The sequence below is a fragment of the Nonomuraea longicatena genome, from assembly GCF_039525605.1.
Taxonomy (GTDB): Bacteria; Actinomycetota; Actinomycetes; order Streptosporangiales; family Streptosporangiaceae; genus Nonomuraea; species Nonomuraea longicatena.
The window spans coordinates 90,927-113,784 of record NZ_BAAAHQ010000038.1; the positions used below are offsets into that span (position 1 = coordinate 90,927).

The 22,858-nt window shown below is 72.3% G+C and carries 24 protein-coding genes; 11 read left to right on the top strand and 13 right to left on the bottom strand.

Annotation, left to right across the window (positions count from 1 at the left end):
* The first annotated feature begins 42 nt into the window (after positions 1 to 42).
* The 4 genes from ABD120_RS30145 to ABD120_RS30160 all read left to right on the top strand — a co-directional run bounded on the left by ABD120_RS30145 (position 43) and on the right by ABD120_RS30160 (position 2,828).
* Positions 43 to 774 carry an SDR family oxidoreductase gene (locus tag ABD120_RS30145; protein WP_343953555.1) on the top strand — a complete coding sequence of 244 codons (732 nt, stop codon included), beginning with the start codon at positions 43 to 45 and terminating at the stop codon, positions 772 to 774.
* 157 nt (positions 775 to 931) lie between these two features.
* On the top strand, positions 932 to 1,189 hold the full coding sequence (locus tag ABD120_RS30150; RefSeq protein WP_343953556.1) for a hypothetical protein: 258 nt from the start codon (positions 932 to 934) through the stop codon (positions 1,187 to 1,189).
* A gap of 95 nt (positions 1,190 to 1,284) precedes the next feature.
* Positions 1,285 to 1,548 carry a hypothetical protein gene (locus ABD120_RS30155; RefSeq protein WP_343953557.1) on the top strand — a complete coding sequence of 88 codons (264 nt, stop codon included), beginning with the start codon at positions 1,285 to 1,287 and terminating at the stop codon, positions 1,546 to 1,548.
* Between the two features lie 425 nt (positions 1,549 to 1,973).
* Positions 1,974 to 2,828: an ATP-grasp domain-containing protein gene (locus ABD120_RS30160; protein ID WP_343953558.1), complete on the top strand. Its 855-nt coding sequence runs from the start codon at positions 1,974 to 1,976 to the stop codon at positions 2,826 to 2,828.
* Here ABD120_RS30160 and ABD120_RS30165 read toward each other — a convergent pair.
* The 7 genes from ABD120_RS30165 to ABD120_RS30195 form a co-directional block, all read right to left on the bottom strand.
* Complete coding sequence (locus tag ABD120_RS30165; RefSeq protein WP_343953559.1) at positions 2,780 to 3,526, bottom strand: SDR family oxidoreductase; 747 nt, start codon at positions 3,524 to 3,526, stop codon at positions 2,780 to 2,782. The genes ABD120_RS30160 and ABD120_RS30165 overlap by 49 nt on opposite strands.
* A gap of 82 nt (positions 3,527 to 3,608) precedes the next feature.
* A complete protein-coding gene (locus ABD120_RS30170; protein WP_343953560.1) occupies positions 3,609 to 4,910 on the bottom strand; it encodes a DUF2252 domain-containing protein in 1,302 nt (433 codons plus the stop codon).
* Between the two features lie 34 nt (positions 4,911 to 4,944).
* Positions 4,945 to 5,904, bottom strand: a complete 960-nt coding sequence (locus ABD120_RS30175; RefSeq protein ID WP_343953561.1) for a hypothetical protein — start codon at positions 5,902 to 5,904, stop codon at positions 4,945 to 4,947.
* Entirely contained in the window at positions 5,904 to 6,236 is a 333-nt protein-coding gene (locus tag ABD120_RS30180; protein ID WP_343953562.1) for a PadR family transcriptional regulator, read from the bottom strand. Before ABD120_RS30180 ends, ABD120_RS30175 begins: the two co-directional genes overlap by 1 nt.
* Positions 6,237 to 6,274: 38 nt before the next feature.
* Positions 6,275 to 7,042: an SDR family oxidoreductase gene (locus ABD120_RS30185; RefSeq protein ID WP_343953563.1), complete on the bottom strand. Its 768-nt coding sequence runs from the start codon at positions 7,040 to 7,042 to the stop codon at positions 6,275 to 6,277.
* Entirely contained in the window at positions 7,039 to 8,157 is a 1,119-nt protein-coding gene (locus ABD120_RS30190; protein ID WP_343953564.1) for an acyl-CoA dehydrogenase family protein, read from the bottom strand. The genes ABD120_RS30185 and ABD120_RS30190 overlap by 4 nt, the downstream gene beginning before the upstream one ends.
* Positions 8,144 to 8,746 carry a flavin reductase family protein gene (locus ABD120_RS30195; protein ID WP_425564067.1) on the bottom strand — a complete coding sequence of 201 codons (603 nt, stop codon included), beginning with the start codon at positions 8,744 to 8,746 and terminating at the stop codon, positions 8,144 to 8,146. The genes ABD120_RS30190 and ABD120_RS30195 overlap by 14 nt, the downstream gene beginning before the upstream one ends.
* Before the next feature lie 77 nt (positions 8,747 to 8,823).
* Between ABD120_RS30195 and ABD120_RS30200 the strand changes: the two genes are divergently transcribed.
* The 5 genes from ABD120_RS30200 to ABD120_RS30220 all read left to right on the top strand — a co-directional run bounded on the left by ABD120_RS30200 (position 8,824) and on the right by ABD120_RS30220 (position 13,588).
* Positions 8,824 to 9,963: a thiolase C-terminal domain-containing protein gene (locus tag ABD120_RS30200; RefSeq protein ID WP_343953565.1), complete on the top strand. Its 1,140-nt coding sequence runs from the start codon at positions 8,824 to 8,826 to the stop codon at positions 9,961 to 9,963.
* A 45-nt stretch (positions 9,964 to 10,008) separates the two neighbouring features.
* Positions 10,009 to 10,383, top strand: a complete 375-nt coding sequence (locus tag ABD120_RS30205; RefSeq protein ID WP_343953566.1) for a Zn-ribbon domain-containing OB-fold protein — start codon at positions 10,009 to 10,011, stop codon at positions 10,381 to 10,383.
* A 594-nt stretch (positions 10,384 to 10,977) separates the two neighbouring features.
* Entirely contained in the window at positions 10,978 to 11,700 is a 723-nt protein-coding gene (locus ABD120_RS30210) for a GntR family transcriptional regulator (RefSeq protein WP_343953567.1), read from the top strand.
* Positions 11,701 to 11,864: 164 nt separating this feature from the next.
* A complete protein-coding gene (locus ABD120_RS30215) occupies positions 11,865 to 12,449 on the top strand; it encodes a GNAT family N-acetyltransferase (protein ID WP_343953568.1) in 585 nt (194 codons plus the stop codon).
* 455 nt (positions 12,450 to 12,904) lie between these two features.
* Positions 12,905 to 13,588 carry a copper homeostasis protein CutC gene (locus tag ABD120_RS30220; RefSeq protein ID WP_343953570.1) on the top strand — a complete coding sequence of 228 codons (684 nt, stop codon included), beginning with the start codon at positions 12,905 to 12,907 and terminating at the stop codon, positions 13,586 to 13,588.
* Positions 13,589 to 13,665: 77 nt separating this feature from the next.
* Here ABD120_RS30220 and ABD120_RS30225 read toward each other — a convergent pair whose 3' ends face one another.
* The 5 genes from ABD120_RS30225 to ABD120_RS30245 form a co-directional block, all read right to left on the bottom strand.
* The gene (locus tag ABD120_RS30225; protein ID WP_343953571.1) at positions 13,666 to 14,814 is read right to left on the bottom strand and encodes a DUF6986 family protein; all 1,149 of its coding nucleotides are present in this window, start codon (positions 14,812 to 14,814) and stop codon (positions 13,666 to 13,668) included.
* A 51-nt stretch (positions 14,815 to 14,865) separates the two neighbouring features.
* Positions 14,866 to 16,173, bottom strand: a complete 1,308-nt coding sequence (locus tag ABD120_RS30230) for an FAD-dependent oxidoreductase (RefSeq protein WP_343953572.1) — start codon at positions 16,171 to 16,173, stop codon at positions 14,866 to 14,868.
* 147 nt (positions 16,174 to 16,320) lie between these two features.
* Positions 16,321 to 17,844: an AMP-binding protein gene (locus tag ABD120_RS30235; RefSeq protein ID WP_343953573.1), complete on the bottom strand. Its 1,524-nt coding sequence runs from the start codon at positions 17,842 to 17,844 to the stop codon at positions 16,321 to 16,323.
* Between the two features lie 17 nt (positions 17,845 to 17,861).
* Complete coding sequence (locus tag ABD120_RS30240) at positions 17,862 to 18,878, bottom strand: phenylacetate--CoA ligase family protein (protein ID WP_343953574.1); 1,017 nt, start codon at positions 18,876 to 18,878, stop codon at positions 17,862 to 17,864.
* Positions 18,878 to 19,924, bottom strand: coding sequence for an LLM class flavin-dependent oxidoreductase (locus ABD120_RS30245; RefSeq protein ID WP_343953575.1), 1,047 nt, complete (start codon positions 19,922 to 19,924; stop codon positions 18,878 to 18,880). Before ABD120_RS30245 ends, ABD120_RS30240 begins: the two co-directional genes overlap by 1 nt.
* Before the next feature lie 144 nt (positions 19,925 to 20,068).
* Between ABD120_RS30245 and ABD120_RS30250 the strand changes: the two genes are divergently transcribed.
* On the top strand, positions 20,069 to 20,515 hold the full coding sequence (locus ABD120_RS30250) for a hypothetical protein (RefSeq protein ID WP_343953576.1): 447 nt from the start codon (positions 20,069 to 20,071) through the stop codon (positions 20,513 to 20,515).
* 222 nt (positions 20,516 to 20,737) lie between these two features.
* Here the strand turns inward: ABD120_RS30250 and ABD120_RS30255 are convergent, their stop codons facing one another.
* The gene (locus ABD120_RS30255; protein WP_343953577.1) at positions 20,738 to 21,724 is read right to left on the bottom strand and encodes an acyl-CoA dehydrogenase family protein; all 987 of its coding nucleotides are present in this window, start codon (positions 21,722 to 21,724) and stop codon (positions 20,738 to 20,740) included.
* A 380-nt stretch (positions 21,725 to 22,104) separates the two neighbouring features.
* On the opposite strand from ABD120_RS30255, the gene ABD120_RS30260 reads away from it, so the two are divergent.
* Positions 22,105 to 22,749 (top strand): hypothetical protein, encoded by a 645-nt coding sequence (locus ABD120_RS30260; RefSeq protein ID WP_343953578.1) that lies wholly within the window; start codon positions 22,105 to 22,107, stop codon positions 22,747 to 22,749.
* Positions 22,750 to 22,858 lie beyond the last annotated feature (109 nt).

Consider the following 22,858-nt stretch of genomic DNA (forward strand, 5'->3'; position numbering starts at 1 on the left):
TCCCATGGTCGCACCTAACGCTTGCTTGGTACGGTAGCATCCGTGACCGCGACTTACGACCACACCGGCAGGCACGTGCTCGTCACGGGCGGCACCCGGGGCATCGGGCTCGGCCTGGTGCGCGCCTTCGCCGCCTCGGGAGCCCGGGTGACGGCCTGCGCCCGCACCCTGCCGGACCCGCCCCCCTGCCCCGGCGTCCGCTACGTGCGGGCCGACGTGCGCGACCCGGACGACGTCGAACGGCTGGTCGGCGGGCTGTCCCGGCTGGACGTGCTGGTCCACAACGCGGGCGGGTCGCCGCCCGCGCCGCTCGCGGGCACCTCGCCGCGCCTGCACGCCCGCGTCATCGAACTCAACCTCACCGCGCCGCTGCTGCTGTCGCAGCGCGCCCACCCGCTCCTGGCCGCCGCGCGCGGCGCCGTCATCATGATCGGCAGCGTCAGCGGCGTCCGGCCCTCACCCGGCACCTCCGCGTACGGCGCCGCCAAGGCGGGCCTGCACCATCTCGCCGCCTGTCTGGCCGCCGAGTGGGCGCCGGAGGTGCGCGTCAACACCGTCGTGGTCGGCCTGGCCGCGACCGAGGCGGCGACCGACCACCACGGGGCCGGCTCCGGACGGCTGGCCGCCACCATCCCGGCGGGCCGGCCCGCCACGCCCGCCGACGTCGCGCGGGTCTGTCTGTGGCTGGCCGAGCCCGGATACGTGACCGGCGCCAGGATCCTGGTCGACGGAGGCGGCGAGACCCCTGCCTGGAGCTGGCTCGCACAGCCGTAGAATAAACTTCTGATTACTCTGTGCTTTCGTTTGGGGACTCTCGGTTATAAGATCGCAATGGCTTTGGCCTCCAGGGGTCAAGGCAGGTCAATGGGATGGTCGTAAGCCAAGGGCCCTGGCATGCCTCCGTCCTGCACTCGACTGACAGGAGCGGTAAGTGATCAAAAGGCTGTGTGCCGGCAGTGTCGTCTTGGTGGCGGCCGCCGGTGTCACCCTGTTGGCATCTCCCGCGCAGGCGGACGTCCGCAACGGCAACTGGAGCGGCAACCGCGCGTCTTCCCAGTCCGGGAACAACTTCTCGCGCATCGGCGCCTTCAACCGGGCGGGCGGCGGTTCGACGAACGTGAACAACCTCAACGGGTTCACGGCCACGTCGTCCCACGGCAGCGTCACGATCGTCTACATCTTCAAGTAAACGATTACCGACCAGAACTTCCATCCGCCCGGCGTGGTCCACGACACCTCGGGCGAAATGCGGATCCTCCACGGAAATCCTCGAAGGGAACAGGAATGATCAAGAAGCTCTGCGTTACCGGTCTTCTCGTCGCCGCCACCGCCGGCACCACGCTCCTGGTCGCAACCCCCGCTCAGGCCCACGACTGGAACAACAACTCGAGCCGTAACTGGGGCTCCTCCCAGTCGGGCAACAACTTCGGCTCCGTCGTCGCCAGCAACGTGGGCGGCCACGGCGCGACCAATGTCAACAACGTCAACGGCAACGCCGTGACCACCACGAACGGCAGCGGATCCCGTCTGGGTGTCGACCTCGACTAGCCGTTCGCCCGAAGGTGCGCGGGCGGGCCGGGCGCATGCGCGGGCCCGCTCGTGATGAGGACGGGCCGCCACGGGCGCGTGCGTGGCCGGTCCGTCTCCCGGGCCGTGCGGGCGGGGTGCGCGTGTGGGCCGGTCGGCCCGGCTTCCCGTACGGGCGTGACTGTGCGCCTCCCGTCCGCCGGTTCTCGCGAGCGGCGGCGCGGAGCGTGGCCGGAGCCCGGTTCGTGGGCTGTGCGAACCGGGTCGCGGACGCGCTCCGCGCGACCCGCCCGTGATCGGCGCGCTCGCGCCGTCCCCTTCGTGAAACGGCCGCCGCATCCGGCGGCCCTTCACGAAGGGGTGAACGGGCGGCTCTGTGAAGGTCCAGCCGGTCAATATCCTGATATGTCCCGTATTAGCATGCCTCAATGACTGCATGTGCATATGTGACGTTTGAGGACCCGCAGGGAATCGACGACGAGCGCGACGGCGTCCTCGGCGCCTGGCGCGAGGCGGGCATCGACGGGGAGCTCGTCCGCTGGGACGACCCCGCCGTCGACTGGAGCTCCTACGACGCCGCCGTGGTGCGCTCGGTCTGGGACTACGTCCACCGCCGCGCCGAGTTCCTCGACTGGGCCCACCGGGTCGAGTCGGTGAGCAGGCTCCTCAACCCGGCCGCCGTGCTCGCGGCCAACACCGACAAGACCTACCTGCGTGAGCTGGGCGTCCCCGTCGTCCCCACCCACTGGTCGTCGCGGGAACTGCCCGCGTGGGCCGAGTACGTCGTCAAGCCCACGATCTCGGCGGGCGCCCGTGACACCGTGCGCACCGGCGACCGGAACGCCGCCGCCGCGCACGCCGCAGCCCTGGAGACCGCCGGGCGCGCGCCCATGGTGCAGCCGTACCTCGACATGGTCGAGACCGAGGGCGAGCACTCACTCGTCTACTTCAACCGGCGCCTCAGCCACACCGTCCGCCGGATTCCGATGCTCGCCGGGAACCTGGGCGAGGCCGACGCGGTGCGCGCCGAAGCGCGCGAACCGGCTCGGGACCAGGTCGAGCTGGCCGAGCGGGTGCTCGCCGCCATCCCGCAGCCGCTGCTGTACGCCCGGGTCGATCTCGTACGGCTGCCCGACGGCAGCCCCGCCGTCATCGAACTGGAGCTGACCGAGCCGTACCTCTACCTGAAGTTCGCCCCCGAGGCCCCGCGCCTGTTCGCCGAGGCCCTTCGCGACCTGCTCAAGCAGGACGCTCAGCAGGCCAGTCCGCCGTCGACCGGGATCACCGCGCCCGTCAGGTAGGCGCCCGCGCGCGACGACAGGTAGATGGCGGCGCCCGCCATGTCCTCCGGCCGGCCGATCCGCCCCAGCGGGACCTCGCCCGCGACCATCTCCCTGGTCACGGGGTCGTCGAGGGCGAAGGCCATCATCTTCGACTCGAACGGCCCCGGCGCTATGGCGTTGACCGTGATGTGGTCGGGGGCGAGCTTGCGCGCCAGGTGCCGGGTGAGCATGTGCACCCCGGCCTTGGCGGCCGAGTACGCGTACGTCTCCAGCGGAGGCACCCGGATGCCGTCCACGGAACCGACGTTGATCACCCGGGCCGGGTCGTCGGCCGAGGCGGCGGCGCGCAACTGCGGCAGGAACCGCTGAGTGACGTAGAAGACGCCCTTCACGTTGATGTTCCAGAGCTTGTCGAACGCCTCGGACGGGAACTCCTCCAGCGGCGCCCCCCAGGTGGCACCCGCGTTGTTGACCAGGATGTCCAGGGGGCCGTCGACGGCCTCGGCCAGGGTGGCGACCCCCTCGGGGGTGGACAGGTCGGCGGGGATCCCCGTGCAGCCCAGCTCTGCTGCGGTCTTCTCGACCTCCGCGCCCTTGCGGGCGGAGATGTACACCTCCGCTCCGGCGTCCACGAACCCGGCGGCGATCATCCGGCCGATCCCCCGGGATCCGCCGGTCACCACGACTTTCTTGCCGTTCACGGAGAAGAGATCCATGAGAGGGAGCATTTCATACCGACCGGTCGGTCGCTAGCGCGCTCCGGGCGTGTGGTGCGGTGGTGGCGGAGGCCGGGCCGTGTCAGAGTATGTCGCCGTTGCGGAAGAGGTCCACGAAGGTCTGGTGGTCGGTGCGGGCCTGGAGGCCGTAGGCGTGGGCGAAGTCCACCAGCATCCCCACGAAGCCGGCCGTGTCGCCGCCGACCGCCGCCACGATCGACTCCTCCGTCGAGAAGTCCACCAGGTCGTGGCTCGACTCGTCGTCGGCGACCGAGTGCATCCGCGCCACCGCCCGCCCCAGATCGCGCATGATCGACCGGAGTTCGTCCGGTTCGTTCACGTCGTCCCAGTCGAGGTCGGCCGAGTACGGCGACACCTCGGCGACGAGCTGCCCCACCCCGTCGAGCGCCGTGTACCCGAGCCACGGGTCCGAAGACGCCTGCAGCGCCCGCTGCGACTCCGCCGTGCGGTGTCCCTGGTGCAGGAAGTACCCGGCGACCCTGGCGTCGGTGACGTGCCTGGCCACAGCGGGCACCTGGGCCTGCTTCATGTACAGGATGACGTCGTTCTCCAGCGCCTGCGAGCGCCCTTCGAGCAGCAGGTTGTACGACGGCAGCCCCGCGGACCCGATGCCCACGCCCTTGCGCAGCGCCACGTCCTTGATGCGGTGCTCGACCGGGTCGGCGGCGGGCAGCCCCGGCAGCGTGGTCAGGTACCGCTCGAAGGCCGCCAGCACCCGCTCCCTGGTCTCCTCGGTGACGGCGGTGCGCTCGCCGGTGATCGCGAAGCGCCGGTCGTAGTCGTGGATCACGGTCTCGACGTCGAGCATGGCGACCCGGGTGCTGAGCCGCGCGGTCTGCAGCACCCGGTGCAGCACGCCGGTGGTCGTGTCCAGAGTGAGCGAGCCCACGGCGTCGTCGCCGCCGTGCGCGATGCCGGTCAGCTCGGCCAGGTAGGCCGTGCCGAACTCGGTGACCAGCGCGGTGATGGCGGTGTCCGACAGGGCTTTGCCGTACCCGATGAGGGCGACGCTGGCGGCGAAGCGCTTGAGGTCCCACGTGTACGGCCCGACGTAGGCCTCGTCGAAGTCGTTGACGTTGAAGACCAGCTCGCCGGAGGCGTTCATGTACGTCCCGAAGTTCTCCGCGTGCAGGTCACCGTGGATCCACACCCGGCCGGTGCGCTCGTCGAGGTAGGCGTCGTCGGCGAAGGCGCCGGTCAGGTCGGCGTAGAAGACCGCCGCACTGCCCCGGTAGAAGGCGAACGGCGAGGCCGCCATCTTGCGGAACTTCCGTGAGAAGGCGGCCGGGTCCTGCCGGATGGAGTCGCCGAACTCGGTGGTCAGGACGTCGAGGAGGTGAGCCGCGCGGCCCGTGGTGCTCATACCCGGAAAGGTAGGGCCGCGCGGCCCACGAGGGCTAGCCTGTCGCCACCTCGATCGGCCTGGCGGCGGGCAGCCGCCGCCATCCGGCTATGGCGGTGGTGATGACGGTCGCGCCGAGTACGACGATCAGAGGATGCGAGAAGCTGTCGCGGAACAATTCGGGCGTGAGCGACGCCAGATAGGTCGCCGCGACGACGGACAGCGCCAGCAGGGGCGCCGCGGAGGAACGCCGCACAGCGCAGACCACTGCGGCTACGACGATCGCGATGACGATCGTCCAGCTTCCGCTGATCAATAGGAGAACCTGGAAGACGCTGAGGTCCGCCAGACCGGCGAGTGCCAGGCCGGTGATCCCCAACCCGAGACCGGTGAGGAGCGCTGCGCCCAGCGGCAGCGCCCACCACGGCACGTGCGGCGCCCGTCGGCCCTTGCGGTAGCCGAGGTAGAGCGCCGCCACCGGGACGAGCGCGGGGATCGCAGGAAGGTAGCCGCTCGGCGTCGGGGCGTCACCTGGCGCAGGGAAGGCGGTCAGCGCCTCGGCGACCGGGTGGAGGAGCACGCCTGTCGCGCAGACTTTGGCCAGCAGGACGCGCCCGCGAACCAGTGCCACGTACGCCGACACGCTGATGGCGCTCACCGCAGTGACGACGAGGGTTTGTGGGGTGAGGTCCGGGTCGGTGCCGAAAAGGGGTACAGCCGCCCACGAGAGCAGCCCGGACAGGCCGTCGGCGGCGGAAATGAACAAACCGATCAGCGCGATGAGCCGGACCGTGTCGCCCCAGGCGAGGACGCGGGCTCGCGAGCCGAGCCGCAGTCGCAGCGACAGCCCGGCGATGCTGGCGACCTCTCCCCAGGGCGGGCGGGCGCCGACCGCGTCGTCCGGCTCGCCCGCGTACTCCAGGTAGGCCGTCACCATCTCTTCTTCGCGCTCGGCCCGGTACCACCGGGGCAGCAGCCGCAGCACGAAGCGGTAACGCTGTTCGAGCAGGTTCATCAGGCTCCTCCGAGTGCCACGTGCCGGGCCCGCAGCCGGGTCCGCGCGACGGCGGCGTTGGCGGCGACCCGCTCGGCCTCGGCCTGGAGCGCCGCCGCGCCGTCGTCGGTCAGGCGGTAGTAGCGGCGCAGCCGTCCCCGTTGGACCTCCTCGCGGTCGAGTTCGACCAGCCCCTCGGCGGACAGCCGGTCGAGCACGCCGTACAGGGTGCCGATCTTGAGCTGTACGCGCCCGCCGGACAGTCGCTCGACCTCCTGGACCACGCCGTAGCCGTGCCGAGGCCGGTCCACGAGCGCGGTCAGCGCGAGGAACATGGGCTCGGTGATGTTCATGCCGCCACCATATCCTGTCACTCAGGATATGGGGAAGGTCAGGGATGCTGGCTGGAGACCGAGACGATCTCGCCCGTCATGTACGACGAGTAGTCGCTGGCGAGGAAGACGATCACGTTGGCCACCTCCCACGGCTGCGCCGCCCGCCCGAACGCCTCCCGCGCGCTCAGCTCGGCCAGCAGCTCGTCCGTGGTGACCTTCGCCAGGAACGGGTGCATCGCCAGCGACGGCGCCACCGCGTTGACCCGGATGCCGCGCGGCGCCGCCTCCAGCGCCGCGCACCTGGTCAGCGCCATCACCCCGGCCTTCGCCGCGGCGTAGTGCGCCTGGCCCGCCTGCGCCCGCCACCCGGCCACCGAGGCGTTGTTGACGATCACCCCGCCCGCCATGCGCCGGAGGGCCGCGCGGGTGCAGCGCATGGTGCCGGTGAGGGTGACGTCCACGACCGCGTGCCACTGCTCGTCGGTCATCGCGACGAGCTCCGCCGTACCGCCGAGGCCGGCGTTGTTGACCACCACGTCGAGCCGTCCGTGCGCGGACACGGCCGCGTCGAACAGCGCCGTCACCTGCTCCTGCGAGGTCACGTCGCACGGCACCGCCAGCGGCCGCGCGCCCGTGAGCGCGGCCAGCGACGCGGCCGCCTCCGCCAGGCGGCGCTCGTGCCGGTCGGAGATCACCACCGTCGCGCCCTCCTCGGCGCAGCGCCGCGCGGTCGCGTACCCGATCCCGGCCCCCGCCGCCGCGGTCACCAGCGCGACCTTGCCGTCGAGCAGCCCGTGCGCCCTGGGGTACTGCGGCGCGCTCATCGCGGCAGCCCCAGCGCCCGCTCGGCGATGATCGTGCGCTGGATCTCGCTGGACCCGGCGTAGATCGTGTCCGCCCTGCTGAACAGATACAGCCGCTGGAGCTCGTTCAGCTCGCCGTCCTCGGCCACGAGTCCCGCCCGCCCCTGGACGGCCTGCGCCAGCTCTCCGAGCCGCCGGTGCCACTCGGACCAGTACAACTTGGTGAACGGCAGTCCCGGGTCGCGCAGCCCGTTCAGCCGCATGACCCGCAGTTCCAGCCACGACTGGGCGATCCGGTCGCGAAGGACCGGGTCCTGCGCCGCGCCGGTGCGGACGGCCGTCGCGACGACCCGGTCGAGCTCGCGCTGGAAGCCGATCTGCTGGCCCAGCGTGGCGGCGCCGCGCTCGTGGCCGAGCGTGGCCATGGCGATCCGCCAGCCGTCGCCGGGGGCGCCCAGGATGTGGTCGGCGGGGGTGCGGGCGCCGTCGAAGAACACCTCGTTGAACTCGGAGGTGCCGGTGAGCTGGACGATCGGCCGGACCTCGACGCCGGGCGCGCGCATGGGAACCAGCAGGTACGACAGGCCCCGGTGACGGGTCGAGCCGGGTTCGGTGCGGCACAGGACGAAGCACCAGTCGGCGACGTGGGCCAGGGACGTCCACACCTTCTGGCCGGTGACGACCCACTCGCCCGCCACGAGTTCCGCCCGCGTGCGGACGTTCGCGAGGTCGGAGCCCGCCTCCGGCTCCGAGTAGCCCTGGCACCACAGCTCCTCGCCGCGCCGGATCCCCGGCAGGAACCTGGCCTTCTGCTCGGGGGTGCCGAAGTCGAGGATCGTCGGGCCGATCAGGCCCTCGCCGATGTGGCCGACGCGGGCGGGGGCGTCGGCGCGGGCGTACTCCTCGTGGAAGGCGATCTGCTCGGCCAGGGTGGCGGCGCGTCCGCCGTACGCCTCCGGCCAGCTCAGGCAGGTCCACCCGGCGCGGCCGAGATGCCGTTCCCAGGCGAGGCGGACGTCGTGGCCCTCGTGCTCGCGTCCCGGGCCGCCGAGCCCTCTGGCGTGCGCGAACGTCGTGGAGAGCTGCTCCGCGAGCCAGGAGCGGGCCTCGGCCCGCAATCGTTCAGGACGATCCACTGAAACCTCCGTAACCGCCTCGGAAGAACACCAGCGGGCCGCCGTCGGCGTGGGCGTCGAGCTGGAGCACCTTGGCGACGACGATCGCGTGGTCGCCCGCGGGGTGCTCGGCCTCCACCACGCAGTCGAGCCAGGCGAGCGCGCCCGTGAGCAGCGGGTTGCCGCAGGGGGACTCGGTCCACGCGAGGCCCGCGAACTTGTCGCCGCCCCTGGCCGCCAGTTGCGCGCACACCGGCTGCTGGTGCTCGGCCAGGACGTTCACGGTCAGTGTCTTGGCGCTGCGCACCCGGGGCCAGCTCGTGCTGGTGTGGGCGACGCAGAAGGCCACCAGCGGGGGGTCGAGGGAGACGGAGGTGAAGGAGTTGGCGGCCAGGCCGTACGGCTCGGCGGTGTGGGGGTCGAGCGCGGTGATGGCGACGACGCCGGTGGCGAACCTGCCGAGCACCGATCGGAAGCGCCTGCTGTCCGGATGGCCGTTGTGGCGGTCGTGGTTCTGCATGGCGGCTCCGTCGAGGGGTCTGCGCTTGCGCGGCGAGTGGCCGAGCTCGGCGTGGACGCTCATCCGGGCCTCCTCGTCGGGGGTTGTCACCGAACTATACCAAGCGCTTGCTTGGATGGAAGGGGTTCGCGTTGACGGGGGCCGGGCGGGTGGTTACCGTCGGGCTCGTGGCCAAGCGCTTGTTCACACTGGCGGACCGGGTCGCCGTCGCCGGAGTCGGGTACACGCCCTTCACCAAGAACTCCGGGGTCAGCACGCTGACGCTCGCCTGCCGGGCCGTCCTCGACGCCCTCGGCGACGCCGGGCTCGGCATCGACGACGTCGACGGGCTCGCCACCCACCGCGTCGGCGACTCCGTCCCGCCGTCCCTCGTGGGCCCCGCACTCGGCCTCGACGAGCCGAGCTGGTACCTCGACCAGTTCGGCGGCGGCAGCGTCTCCCACGCGATGGTGGCCCAGGCGGCCCTCGCCGTGGCTTCCGGCGTCGCCGAGACGGTCGTCTGCTACCGGGCGATCAACGCCCGCTCCGAGTTCCGCATGGGCCGGGCCGCGAACCCGGGCCCCGAGGCCCAGTACCAGACCCCGTACGGACTCACCGCCCCTGTCCAGCACTTCGCGCTGAACGCCAGGGCGCACATGCTGAAGTACGGCACCACCGAGGAACACCTCGGCGCCATAGCCGTCGGGCAGCGCGCCCACGCCGTGAAGAACCCGCGCGCCCTGATGCGCGAGCCGATCACCCTCGCCGACTACCTCGCCGGGCGGTGGATCGCCGAACCCCTGCGACTGCTCGACTGCTGTCTGGAGACCGACGGCGCCTGCGCACTGGTGCTCACGACGACCGAGCGGGCGCGGTCGCTGCGCCGTACCCCGGTGCTCGTCTCCGCCGCCGCCTGGGGCGGCGGGCAGTCGTTCCTGTCGGGCGCCGACCCCACGGTCAGCGCCGCAGCCGCCCTCGCCCCCCGCCTGTACGGCCAGGCCGGGCTGGGCCCCGGGGACATCGACGTGGCGCTGCTGTACGACTGCTTCACGTACTCGGTGCTGGTGCAGTTGGAGGACTACGGCTTCTGCGCCAAGGGAGAGGGCGGCCCGTTCGCCGCCTCGGGGGAGGGGCCGCCGGTGAACACGCACGGCGGCTTCCTGTCCGAGGGGTACGTCCACGGGCTCAACCACATCGCGGAAGCGGTCTCCCAGTTGCGCTGGGAGGCGGGGGAGCGGCAGGTGCCGGGGGCCGAGACGGCGTTGTCGACGTCCCAGCCCGGCTACATCCTGCCCGCCACGTCCGCCCTGATCCTGCGGCGCGGGTGAGCGGATGACCGAGACGGGTGCCCCGGCTGTCCGAGGAGGACCGGGATGAGCGGAACAGTGGGCGACCGGGATTCGGCGCAGTGGTGGGAGCGGCTGGCCCGGGGCGAGTTCGTGGTTCAGGAATGCGACGGCTGCGGAGGGCGGCGGTTCCCGGCCCGCGCCTTCTGCGCCGGGTGCCGCGCCGAGGCGTGGCACTGGGTGCGGGTGGATCCGGTCGGCCGGGTGGAGACGTGGACGATCGGTCACCGGCCCTTCCCGGAGGGGACGGTGGTCCGGATCCGGCTGGCGGCCGTGCCGGACGCCACGGTCTTCGGCGGCTGGGCGGGGGAACGGGCTCCCGAGTACGGGCAGCGGGTGGCGGCGGTGCTCACCACGGACGGCTCCCGGCCCTTGTTGCGCTGGCGACCGAGGAGCGGCTGACGCCTCTCGGCGCCGCCTGTGTGGAGAACGCTCCCTGGCGGGCGTGGGGGACCCGCCAGGGAGCGCTTCCTTTCCCCGACGCGGGCGATGCCAGGACTCCGGCGAGGGATGGAGTCCTAACCCGACTGTTCGCGTGCGGAGTCGGTGGGGGAGTGACCCTCCGAGGAGTGACCCACGGGGGACTCCGGTTGTCGGTAGCGTGCGGCGATGCGTCGCGCGGCCCCGACCGGGTCGGCTGCGGGATGCCGGACTTCTACGCCCTCCTCAGTCCAGACGAAGGACCCGTCCTCGCATCTCACGGTCAACTCGGCTAACACGGACATCCCACTTCCACTGTCGTGGCTGGTGTGGACGAACCCCTGGCGACGCAACGCGTAACGCAGTAAACGTGTTGCGTCACGGGGATCGTGTCCGCGTGGACCGGCGGCACCGGCCCTCACCCCCTCACCGGCCTTTCGATGGATTTGTACCAACGAATGGATGATGCGGCTGTAAAGCCCGTCCGGTCAAGGGGTTGTGGCCTGCTAGAACCAGATCGTCTAAATTGTTGGAACAAAAGGGGTGAAAGTGGCAAGGTCGGCGCTGTATCAGCAGGTGGCTTCCGAACTCCGCAGAGCCATCTACTCCGGCGACTACGGACCCGGGGCACAGCTGCCGACAGAAGAAGAGCTCCGCCAGCGCCACGGTGTCAGCCGCAACACCGTCCGTCTCGCCGTCGCCGAGCTGGTCAACGAGGGTCTGGTCACCCGCGCCCCCCGCCGGGGCACGATCGTCAGAGAACGTCGTGCCCTGCTCATGCACCCCCAGCGCGAACTGCAGCGCCGGCCCACCGGTGAGCCCCGCGAGGCTTTCGCCTACGCCGTCAGCCAGGAGGGCCGCGCGCCCAGTCAGCACATCGACGTGCTCGCCCTGGTCCCCGCCGAGGAGATCGCCAGCAGGCTGGAGCTCGGCGACGGCGATCTCGCACTCGTACGGCGGCGCCTGCGGTTCGTGGACGGCCAGCCGTACAACACCAACGACTCCTACTTCCCCTTCGAGCTGGTGGGCGGCTCCGAGATCGCCCGCCAGGGCGACATCAAGCGGGGCGCCAACCGGGTGCTGGAGGAGCTCGGCCACGCGCAGGTGCGGGTCGTGGACGACATCTGGGCGCGGATGCCCAACCAGTCCGAGGTCGACCGGCTCCAGCTCGAACTCGGCACGCCCGTCGTCGTGTACGTCCGGGTCGGCTATGACCGCTCGGACATGCCGGTGCGGGTGGCCGTGTCGGTGCTGCCGGCGGACAAGCACCTGATCAGATACGAGCTCGACGTCAGCTGAGGTTTCCGGCCGGTCGCCGATGGTTTCGGTCCGTTCGGCCAGGGGAGTATTACATGCTCCCCCAAATCACAATTTATCCACAAATATCCGGTTAGCTACCGCGTGCCATGCGGTGGACACGTCATGTGTCCCCTTGGACACCCAACGCGACGAAGGGCTGACCGATGCGTTCGCACACCCTCCTGCACCCCCTCACCCTCCGCAAGGCCGGACCGGCCGACCTCCAGGGCGTTCTCTCCCTCCTCGCCGACACGGCGAAGTGGCTGCACTCGAGGGGGGTCCGCCAGTGGCCGCGCGAGGGCTTCGGGCCCGAGCGCATCGCGCCGCTCATCGAGGAGAGGGTCCTGTACCTCGTCGACGACGAGCTCCGCTTCCTCGACCCGGACGCGGCGGGCCGGCCCGTGGCCACGATCGCGCTCGACGGCCACGCCGATCCGGAGTTCTGGTCGCCCGCCGACGAGCCCGCGCAGGCGCTGTACGTCCACAAGCTCGCCGTGGCCCGCCTCTGGTCGGGCACCGGGCTCGGCGGGGCGCTGCTGGACTGGGCGGGGGGCGCGGCGCACGAGGCGGGACTGCGCTGGCTGCGGCTCGACTGCGCCAAGGCCAACGCCCGTCTGCAGGCGTACTACGCGCGCAGCGGTTTCAGGCACGTGCGCACGGTGGACCTGCCGCACCGCGCGTCCGGCGCGCTGTTCCAGCGCACCGCCGCCGCCTCGCTCCCGACCGCCTTCCGCCCTCTGGCGGCGTGACCGGCCACGCGGGCCTCACTTTCCGGCCATCGGCGGCGTGAGCGGTCGCGCGGGCGTCACGACTCGGTCGGATTGACCCCGCCCCAGCGGTCACGGCCCAGCCGGGCAGGCCGCCGCCCGCCGTCGCGGGCGCGCGGCCTCCCCGGCGNNNCCGCCACCCGCCGCCGCGCGCGGGCGGCCTCCCCGGCGCCACCCGGGCCCGGCGGCGCACCCGCCCGACGCCGCCCTGCCAGGCGTCTGGGGTTCCGGGCCGAGACCGTCTGTCGGTCAGTCGGCGTTCCGGGATGAGGCCGCCTGCCGGGCGCCTGGAGTTCCGGGATTCTGTGCCGTTCGCCCTCCTGGAACGTCGCCGTGGTCCCACAATGGCCTTGACCGTGATCTTGGCGTGCCCGGTGTCGGGATTGTCAGGGGATGGGCTGTCATGACGGGTTAGCGCACGATATAACCTCTCCTGCATGACCGGATCCCTCCTTGAGGTGATCGCGCTCGACGTGCGCGACGCCGTGGCCGCCGAGCAGGGCGGCGCCGACCGCCTGGAGGTCGTCGCCGACATGTCGGCGGACGGTCTCTCCCCGACACCCGAGACGGTCGCCGCCATCGCGGCCGAAACCGCACTCCCCCAGATGGTGATGCTCCGCTCCAGCGCCGGCTTCACCTCCGCCCCCGACGCCCTCGACCGGCTCAGAGCCGACGCCAAGGCCCTCACCCAGGCGGGCGCGGCGGGGTTCGTGTTCGGCTTCCTCGACGAGGCGGGCGTCGTCGACCTCGCCGCCACGGAGGCGATGATCCACGCGGTGTCCCCGCTGCCGTGGACCTTCCACCGGGCCGTCGACCACGCCGCCGACCACCAGGCCGGGTGGCGGGCCGTGCGGCTGCTGCCGAACCTGGCCACCGTCCTCACCGCCGGAGCCCCCACCGGGGTCTCGGACGGCCTGCCGGTGCTGAAGGCCCGCTGCGAGGCCGGCGACGCCGGGCTCATCCTCGCCGGAGGCGGGCTGAAGCCCCCGCACGTGCACTCGCTGCTCACCAACGGCGTGCGCGCCTTCCACGTGGGAAGTGCGGTGCGCCGCACCTGGTCGGAGCCCGTGGACCCGGCCCTCGTGGCCCGCTGGCGGGCGCTGGTCGACCGCGACCTCTGAGCCTGGGGGATCCGGGGTGAGCGCGAGTGGGCCCGGGTCCGCGGTTCCACCGCAGCCGCGATCGACCCCGCTGCCCGTCAGTCGCCGAGGGCGTGGCGGGCGCGGTCGAGGGCGGCGACCAGGGTCCTGATCGTGGCGGGCTCGTCCATCACGCCGTCCACCCGCCGCCGTTGCTCCCATGCCGCCACACGCCCGGCGTAGGCGTCGCGGGTGGCCAGGTGAAAGGCGTAGACCGTGGCGAACCGGCTGACCAGGTGCGACGGATGCATGTCCCAGCCCTGGTGGAAGCCGTTGGCCAGGCTGTGCCGTACGAGCCGGGCGTGGCGGCGCCACAGCGCGTGCACGTCGGCGCCCGCGTCGGAGGCGGGGGCGGCGGCCAGCGAGCCGTCCGACAGTTCGACGCCCGTGCCCGCGAACGCCGTCCGCATGACGTGGCGCGCGTGGTCGCAGGCGGGGTGGTCGAGGCGCTGCTCGTGCGGCGGCAGGCCGATCGCGGCCGTGTAGTCGAAGACGCCGAAGTGCGCCGCCGCGAGCCGGTCCGCCCCGAGCCCGGGGCGCAGGAACGGCAGCGTCTGCGGCGCCTCCACCTGGATCTCGAAGCGCAGCGGCGCGAGCCCGAGGCCGTGCTCCAACTCCCGCAGGAAGTCGGTGAACTGCCCGATGTACCCCTCCATGAGGACCTTCGGGAAGGTCACCGTGAACCCCTGGGGCAGGTGCCCGGCCGCGTCCACGACCCCGGTGAGGAACCCGTCGAGCGTGCGCAGCGACCGCTCGGGGTCGGCGTCCGCGAACGACTTCACCCGCAGTCCCCACCGCCGGGGCAGCGTGCCCGCCGCGTGCATGGCCGCGACGGCGGCGGCGGCCCGCTCGGCGTCGCCGTCCTCGTCGTCGGGGCGCACGCCGTAACCGTCCTCGAAGTCCACCCGCAGGTCCTCGACCGGCTCGGCGCCGAGCTTGGCCGTCACCCTGCGAAGGACGTCCGCGGCGATCGCGGAGGGGATCCCGAACACCTCGGCGACCTCGCCGGGATCCGGCAGGTGCGCGCCCGCCAGGGCGAGCGCACGCTCACCCCACTCGGCCACCGTCGCGGCCGTGAACCGGTCGGCGGGCACGTACACCGTGTGCACCGGCTGCCATCCCGGGCGGGCGGAGGGGAAGCGCTCGCACTGCAGCCGGTACTCCTCGGCGAACCCGGCGATCGGCCGGTGCCCCACGGTGACGCGCATGGTCCCTCCGTACGCTGCTTCATCGAGTCCGGGGTGAGACCGGAGAGCATGTCACAACCGGGCCCGGACCGCCTGCCGCATCGCCTCCAGGCCGACGAGCTTCACGCGATCCCCGCGCCCCAGAGAACGCGCCAGATCGGCCTCTGCGGCCTCGATGGACAACCACTGGTCGTAGGTGACCGGCCGCACCCCGCGGGCCTCCAGAAGCCCGTCCAGGGGCGTGTGTCCCTCTCTCCGCCGGTCGCCGAGGTCGTGCAGCAGCGTCCGTACGGTCTCCGCCGCGTCCGACTTGTTCGTCCCGATGACCCCGGTGGGCCCGCGCTTGAGCCAGCCCGCGACGTACTCGCGCCCGCGTACCCGCCCCGCCTCGTTGGGCACCGTCATCGACCTGTCGTCGAACGGCACCCCCGGCAGCGGCACGCTCTGGTAGCCCACCGACCGCAGCACCATCCCGACGGGCAGCGTCTCGAACTCGCCGGTGCCCTCCACGCGGCCCTCCGGCGAGAGCCGGGTCCGCTCCAGCCTGATCCCCTCGACCCGGTCGCGGCCGAGGATCTCCACGGGCCGCAGCCAGAATCGCACGTCCAGCCTGCGCGGCCGGCCTGCCGGCACGCGCGTCGACCACGAGCGCAGCACGTCGATGTTGCCGCGCACCTGCCGGGGGTAGTCGCCGGCCGGGACGACCGCCTCGTCGGGGCGCACGAGGACGTCGGCGTTGGTGAGCTCGCCGAGCTCGCGCAGCTCCTTGAGGGTGAACTTGGCGTGCTCGGGACCGCGCCTGCCGATCATGTGCAGGGCCTTGACCCGGCTGGCCGCCAGCCGCTCCAGCACCTCGTGCGGCACGTCCGTCGAGGCCAGCTCCTCCGCGGTCTTGGCGAGGACGCGGGCCACGTCGACGGCCACGTTGCCGACGCCGATGACGGCGACCTCCGGGCTGTCGAGCTCGAAGCGGTCGGCGGCCACGTCCGGGTGCCCGCAGTACCAGTTGACGAAGTCCGTCGCCGCCACGCTGCCGGGCAGGTCCTCACCGGGGATGCCGAGCCTGCGGTCGACCATGGCGCCGGTGCAGTAGACGACGGCGTCGTAGCAGGCGAGCAGGTCGTCCACGGAGACGTCCTCGCCGAGGGTGACGCCGCCGAGGAAGCGGACCTGGGGCAGCTCCAGCACCCGCCGCAGGTAGTTGGCGATCGACTTGATCGATGTGTGGTCGGGGGCCACGCCGTACCTGACCAGTCCGTACGGCGTCGGCAGCCGTTCGAGCACGTCCACCTCGACGGGCTCCACCGACTGCTTGACCAGCGCCTCCGCCGTGTAAATGCCGGCAGGGCCCGACCCGACCACGGCCACGCGAAGGGTCACGCTGCCTCCTCAGGAGCAGGGGATCCAGGTCGCGTGGCATCTCTGGGAACCCGCGCACGTGTCTCAAACCACGCGAACACCATAGATCCAACTTAACCGCCCGCACCCCGGTCCTGCGGGATTCTCGCCGGATCGGACGTTCCCGGATCAGCCCTTTCGGCCGAGGGTCAGCCGCCGGAGGGCGCTCTTGTCGGTCTTCCCGTTGGCGTTGGCGGGCAACTCGTCCACCACGATCAGCCGCTTGGGCACCTTGTATCCGGACATGTTCGCCCTGGCCCACTCCAGGACCCCGGCGACGTCCACGCTCGCGCCCGCCCTCGGCACGGCGAAGGCCCAGCCCGCCTCGCCGGAACGCTCGTCCGGCACCCCCACCACCGCGACCTGCGCCAGCGAGCCCTCCCGCAGCAGCAGCGCCTCGACCTCGGCGGGCGAGACGTTGAAGCCGTTGACGATGAACAACTCCTTCTTCCTGTCCACGACGCTGAGGTTCCCCGACTCGTCGAGGACGCCGACGTCGCCCGTGTGCAGCCACCCGTCGGCGTCCACCGCCTCCGCCGTCCGCTCCGGGTCGCCCCAGTAGCCGCGCATGACCCCGTACCCGCGCTCCAGGATCTCCCCTCGCACCCCTGCGGGCACCTCCCGCCCCTCCAGATCGACGATCTTCACCTCGATCCCCGGCACCGTCCGGCCGGCGCTCGCCGCGATCACCTCCACCGGGTCGTCCGCCCTGGTCATGGAGACCACCGTGCCCTCCATGAGCCCGTACGCGTTGATCACCCGTTCCAGCCCGGCCGCGCCGACCAGCCGGGTGACCAGCGCGGCGGGCACGGCGGCCGCGCCGCACACCGCCACCCGCAGCGACGACACGTCGGCCGCCCGCCGGTCCAGTTCGTCCAGCAGCCGGTGGAACAGCGTCGGCGGCCCGGCGAGCACGGTGGGCCGCCAGGACTCGACCAGCGACATCAGCGCGTCCGGGGCGAACGCGCCCACCGGCAGCATCCGCGCCCGCCGCATCACGCAGGCGACGAGCCCCGCGTTCAGCCCGAACCCGTGGCTGAACGGCGCGATCACCGGATACCGGTCCTCCGGCCCCAGGGTGACGATCTCCGCCCAGTCCCAGTAGCCGCGCAGCACCTGCGCGTGGTCGATCATGACGCCCTTGGGCGTCCCCGTGGTCCCGGAGGTGGACATGATCTCGCACAGGTCGCCGGGACGGACCGCCGCCGCCCGCTCCTCGACGTCCGGTCCGGCAGGCCCGGCAGGCTCGGCCCCGAGGCCGCCGCCGACCACGTGGCGCAGACCGGGCACCGGCGGCAGCAGGTCCGCCCGGACGCCGTCGAGCGCGACCAGCACCCCGGCCCCGGTCCTGGCGATCGTCTCCGCCGCCTCGATTCCCCTTGACCTGGCCGACAGCGGCACCAGCACCGCGCCGGCGTCCCACACGCCGAAGGCGGACCAGGCCCACGCGGCGTCGTTCACCCCCCAGACGGCGACGCGGTCGCCGGGCCGTACCCCGAGGTCGATCAATCCTTGGCCCACGGCGGCGGCGCGCTCGCGCAGCCCGCCGAGGGTGAGCGGGACCGGGCCGTCCACCACGAGCGCGCCGGGGTCGCGGGCGGCGAGGTCGCGCAGCATGCGGGGCAGCGTCCCCCACGCGGGCACGGTGTCCACGTCGGCTTCCCCGCCCCTCAGCCGAGCAGTGCGCGGTCGCTGCCGAGGTGGTGGCCGCGCAGGTCGGTCACGGCCCCGAGGACGCCGCTCTCGGCCGCCTCCGGCGCGATCTCCACGGTGACCGAGACCGGGGTGAGCGCCTGGACGGCCTGCTGCACACGGCCCTTCCACATGGGGTTGCGCACCAGGCCCTCGCGGTTGAAGACGACGGTCAGGGTGGCCGAGTCGAGCGTGCCCGGTCTGCTGAGGCGCAGCTCCCACCCGGAGACCCCGTCGATCCTCGCCAACGCCTTCCGCAGCCGGGGCAGCGCCAGCCACACGCCGCGCACCAGCACGTGCTCGCCGACGGTGTGCGCCGGGCGCAGGCCGTCGCGTGAGTAGAACCCGGTCCGCAGTACGGTCTCCCCGCCTGGCTCCCCGCCGAGGAGGACCACCTCGCCGGACCGCTCGGTGAACTCGTCCTTGGCGGGAGCGGCCAGCGCGAGGTCGGCGAGCGGCGTGAACGGCTCGTCCTCCGCCGCCCGCCACCCGAGCGCGCCGCCGCCGAAGGGGCTGGCGAACACCTCGCTCACCCGGGCGCCGAACTCCTCCGCCAGGTGCGACAGCGTGCGCTTGGAGGCGATCTCGCCGGTGACGACGAGGTGGCGCAGGCCGAGGTCCAGCGGGTCCAGCAGGAACTCCAGGTGCAGTCTGGCCAGTAGGTCCATCGCGCCGGTCGGGGTCGCGACCAGCGCCGTCGCCCCGAGCGCCGACAGCGCGTGGTGCAGGCGCAGCCGCCCCCTGGGGCCGACGGAGGCGGCGCTCGCGCCGATCCCGGCTGCGGCGCCGGCCCACAGGGAGCCCGCCGGCTCGGCCAGCGCGACGACCACCCGGTCCGAGGGGCCGATCCCGGCGGCGGCCAGGGCGGCGCGCACGCGCTCCGCGTCGGCGGGGGAGCGCGGGACGACGCTCTCCGCGTCGGGGGAGACCAGCAGCAGGCCGGTCGCCGCGCGGGCGCCGGAGGCGAGGTCGTCCCTGGTGAGCCAGCCGGGCATCAGCGCATCACCTCGGTCATGAAGGTCCGCATCGAGTCCTGGACCAGCGCGTGGGCCAGCCCGCCGACCTGGCACTGGAGGATCAGGTCGGTGGCGCCGGCCTCGGCGATCCTGGCGACGGCCTTGCGGGAGCCGTCCACGTCGTCGACCACGACCATGACGTGCTCACGGAGGGTGGCCATCGCCTCCTCCGGCGGCATCCCGGCGGCGAGCTGGCCGAGGACGCGGTGGGTGGCGTGCCTGGCGTCGTGGTAGCCGGGCGGGGTGACCAGGTTGACCTGGCGGCGGATGTACCAGAGGACCGCGTCGGCCGCCCGGTCCCGTTCGGGGCCGACGTACCAGGGGATCATGAGCGCGACGCGGCGGCTGTCCGGGTCGTGGCCGTGCTCGGCCAGGCACTCGCGGTATCGGGCGAGGTCGTCGGCCACGTCGTCGATGCCCTTGAGCATGGTCATGGCGAGCAGGTTGTACCCGTGCCTGGCTGCGGCCAGGAAGCCCTCCAGGGACGTGGAGGCCACCCACACCCTCGGGTGGGGGTTCTGCACCGGGCGCGGGTACACGGACACGTCGGGGATCTCGAAGAACTCGTTCGTCCGGGTGAGGGGCTGCCCGTCGGCCTCCCAGATCGCGAGGGTGGCCTCCAGGGAGTCCTCCCAGATCTGCCGCGACTTCTCGAACGGCCGCTGGAACGCCTGGTACTCAAGGGGGGAGGCACCCCGGCCGGTGCCGAACTCGACGCGGCCGCCGCTGAGGACGTCCAGGGTGGCGACGCGCTCCGCCGTGCGGACGGGGGACTGGAAGGGCAGCAGCACGACGCCGAGCCCGAGGCGGATGCGCTCGGTGCGCTGGGAGATCGCGGCCAGCACCAGGTCGGGGGCGGAGGAGTGGGAGAAGCCCCTGGTGAAGTGGTGCTCGACGAACCAGGCGGTGTCGAATCCGAGCTGGTCGCCGAGGACGACCTGGTCGATCACGTTCCGGAACGCCTGCTGCTCGACCTCGCGGGTTCGCCCGCGGACCTCCAGCTCGTATCCGAGGCTGATCCGCATCCATCCTCCAAGTAAACCAAGCGCTCGCTTGGTCGAGCGTATCAGGGCCGGGGTCTTGCGGGAAGGCCGCTGCGGCGATCAGAGTGGATGATCGTGAGGCGAAAGCACGCGCTGCGGCGGGCGAAAGATGGCACGCTCCCTGACATGAGGGGTTTCCGCCCGACCGGATCCGGCGACGACGAACCGTCGAACGCCCGCAGGTACGAGGCGTTCGGCAGGGTCATGGCCGCGCTGGCCACCCAGGCCGACTTCATCGAGTCGTGCCGGGACCTGACGTGGTGGCGCGGGTCCGACGACAGCTGGCACATCGAGTGGCGCGACGGGCCGTACGCCGCGGAGGTGGCCGAGTTGCTGGCCGAGCACGTGCGCGATCCCGACTTCGACGGCGCCCTCGTCACGGCCGCCGGGCCGGGCAACGCCGCCACCGCCGTGCTGGACGTGATGGGGGTGCGGTTCGAACTGCGCGCCGTCGACCCGATGGGGCGGGCGCGGGTGGGCTCCCGGCCGGCGTTCTGGCGCCTGTCCGAGGCCCTCGACACGACCCGCCGCACCACCGCGCGCCAGCCGTGGGAGGAGCTTCTCGGCGGCTGACCCCGCTTCCGGCGCGCCTTCGTCGACGAGCCTTCGTCGTCACGGCGAAGCCGCCCCACGGCCTCCCGCCGTCCCCTGTGACCGGCCTCCACGGCGCTCCTCACCTGTCCTCCCTCTCGCCGCGACGCCGCCCTCTTGTCCACGGCCGGGCACCCGCATCCGGCGCTTCTCGCCTGCCCCCTCTTGTCCGCGGCAGGGCGCTCCCATGCGGTCTTCGCGGATTCAGGGGGAAGTCGGCTCGAAGATGCGGCTCGCCAGGAAGCGCCGGTGGGATTCCGGGGTGCGGAAGAGGCGGGCGTCGGAGGTGGCGCGTTTGAAGTAGCGGTGGGCGTCGTGCTCCCAGGTGATGCCGATCCCGCCGTGGACCTGGATGTTCTCGCCCGCGGCGCTCAGGTACGCCTGCGAGCAGTACGCGCCCGCGACCGCCGCGTCCTCCGCCGAACACGTCTGCGCGAACGCCGCGGATCCGGCCGACTCCACCATCAGCAGCACGTCGGCCAGCTTGTGCTTGATCGCCTGGAAGGCGCCGATCGGCCGTCCGAACTGCCGCCGCCGCTTGGCGTGCCCCACCGCCTCCTCCAGGCATCGGGCGGCGCCGCCGTACTGCTCGGCCGCGAGCGCCCGGATGCCCGCGTCCCGAACTCGGGCCATGTGAGCGGCACCCCCTGTCACCCTGACCGGAACCCGGTCGAACCTCAGCCGTTCAAGCGGCCGGCCGGCGTCGAGGGTCGTGTACGACGTCCTGCCGGTGGGCACCGCCTCCACCAGCAGGCCCGAGACGTACACCAGGACCAGTTCGCCGGCCAGCACATGGTCCGCACACCCGGACAACCGCCCGTCTTCCAGCCGCAGGCCCCCATCGTGTGCCGGCTCGTCGGGGGACTCGTCGGGGAAGGAGCCGGCGAACACGAGGGTGGCGCTCACGGCGCCCTCCGCGAGGGCCGGCAGGAGGCGGTCCCGGGCGGCTTCGGTGCCGTCCAGCACCAGGGCCTGTACGGCCAGCACCGCCGTCTGCAGGAAGGGCTGCGGCGACAGCGCCCTGCCCAGCTCCGCCGCCACGACGGCGACCTCGGGGGACCCGCACCCGCCGCCCCCGTACTCCTCGGGGACGGCCAGCCCCGCGACCCCGAGGGCGTTCGCGAACTCGCCCCACGAGGCGTCGGGACGTCGGGCGAGGTACGAGCGGACCGTGTCACGCAACAGCTCCATGCACTGAGACTAACCAAGCACTTGCTCAAATAACATCTCAAGGCCGGCCGCCGTGCAAAGTTCGGGCACCGGTAATCGCGGACGTGGCGATGTCCGGGCAGATGTGCGAGTCTTCGAGAGGTCGGCCGCATATCCGGGGAGCGGGTCCGCGAGCATCACCGGCCTCGGCTTGTCGATCCATTCTCCACGGTCCCTGCCGTCACATGATCCGTGCACGTCAGACGGCGTTCGTCGAAACGGGGATCCGCCTCTGGAGGTCCGGCGGAATTCCCCGGGAATTATCATCGGTTGACCTAATTTTGCCTTTTCTGGAGGTCCGCATACTCTGGTAATGGTCGCCCTTAGGAGTTACCAGGGGGAAGGGTGACGCGGAAACGGAGATGGGGAAGAAGACCACCGCTGTGGAATACGCCGACTTCGCAGAGTACGACCGGCGCCAGCGCGGGATCGAACGTCATGTGCTCACCGCCTTCCTCGGGGGACTGGCCGTGGGCATGATCGGCATGCTCGTCTCCGCCAAGGGGCCCGAACTGCTGTGGGAGTTGTACGACCCGTACGCCTACCTCGCCGCCGCCATCGCCGTGGGCGCCACCGCCACCGGATTCGGCTGGGCGCTGCTGACCACCTTCCTCGCCGCCGTGTCCTCCCTGGTGGCCGCCATGGGCACCTCCGCGCTTCAGGGCCGCCTCCACGCGGAGACGGTCGGCAGCGGCGCCACCGAGCTGAACGTCCTGCTCGTGCTGCTGGTCGCGCTCGGCCTCCTCTCCTACCTCACCCGCCACCCCGGCCTCTGGGGCGACCTGGCCGCCGGACTGGTCGGCGCCATGCTGATCGCCGACGTGATCGACCGATCCAACCCCGGATTCCTGGACTACGAACCCGGCTTCTGGCCCGTGCCCGCCCTCGTGATCGGCACGCTGTCCGTCGCGGGCGTGTTCCTGCTCCGGCGCCGCCTCCTCGCCCGCCTGCGCTCCCTCGCCGTGACGGCGACCCTCTCCGCCCCGCTTGCGCTGGCCGTCCTCTGAACTCCCCCGGTGCGTCGGCCCGCTCACCTCGCCACGGCGAGGCGCCCCGGAGCGGCGCGGGCATCCCGCGCCGGGGAACGCCGCACGGCGGACGGCCGCCAGTCGATAG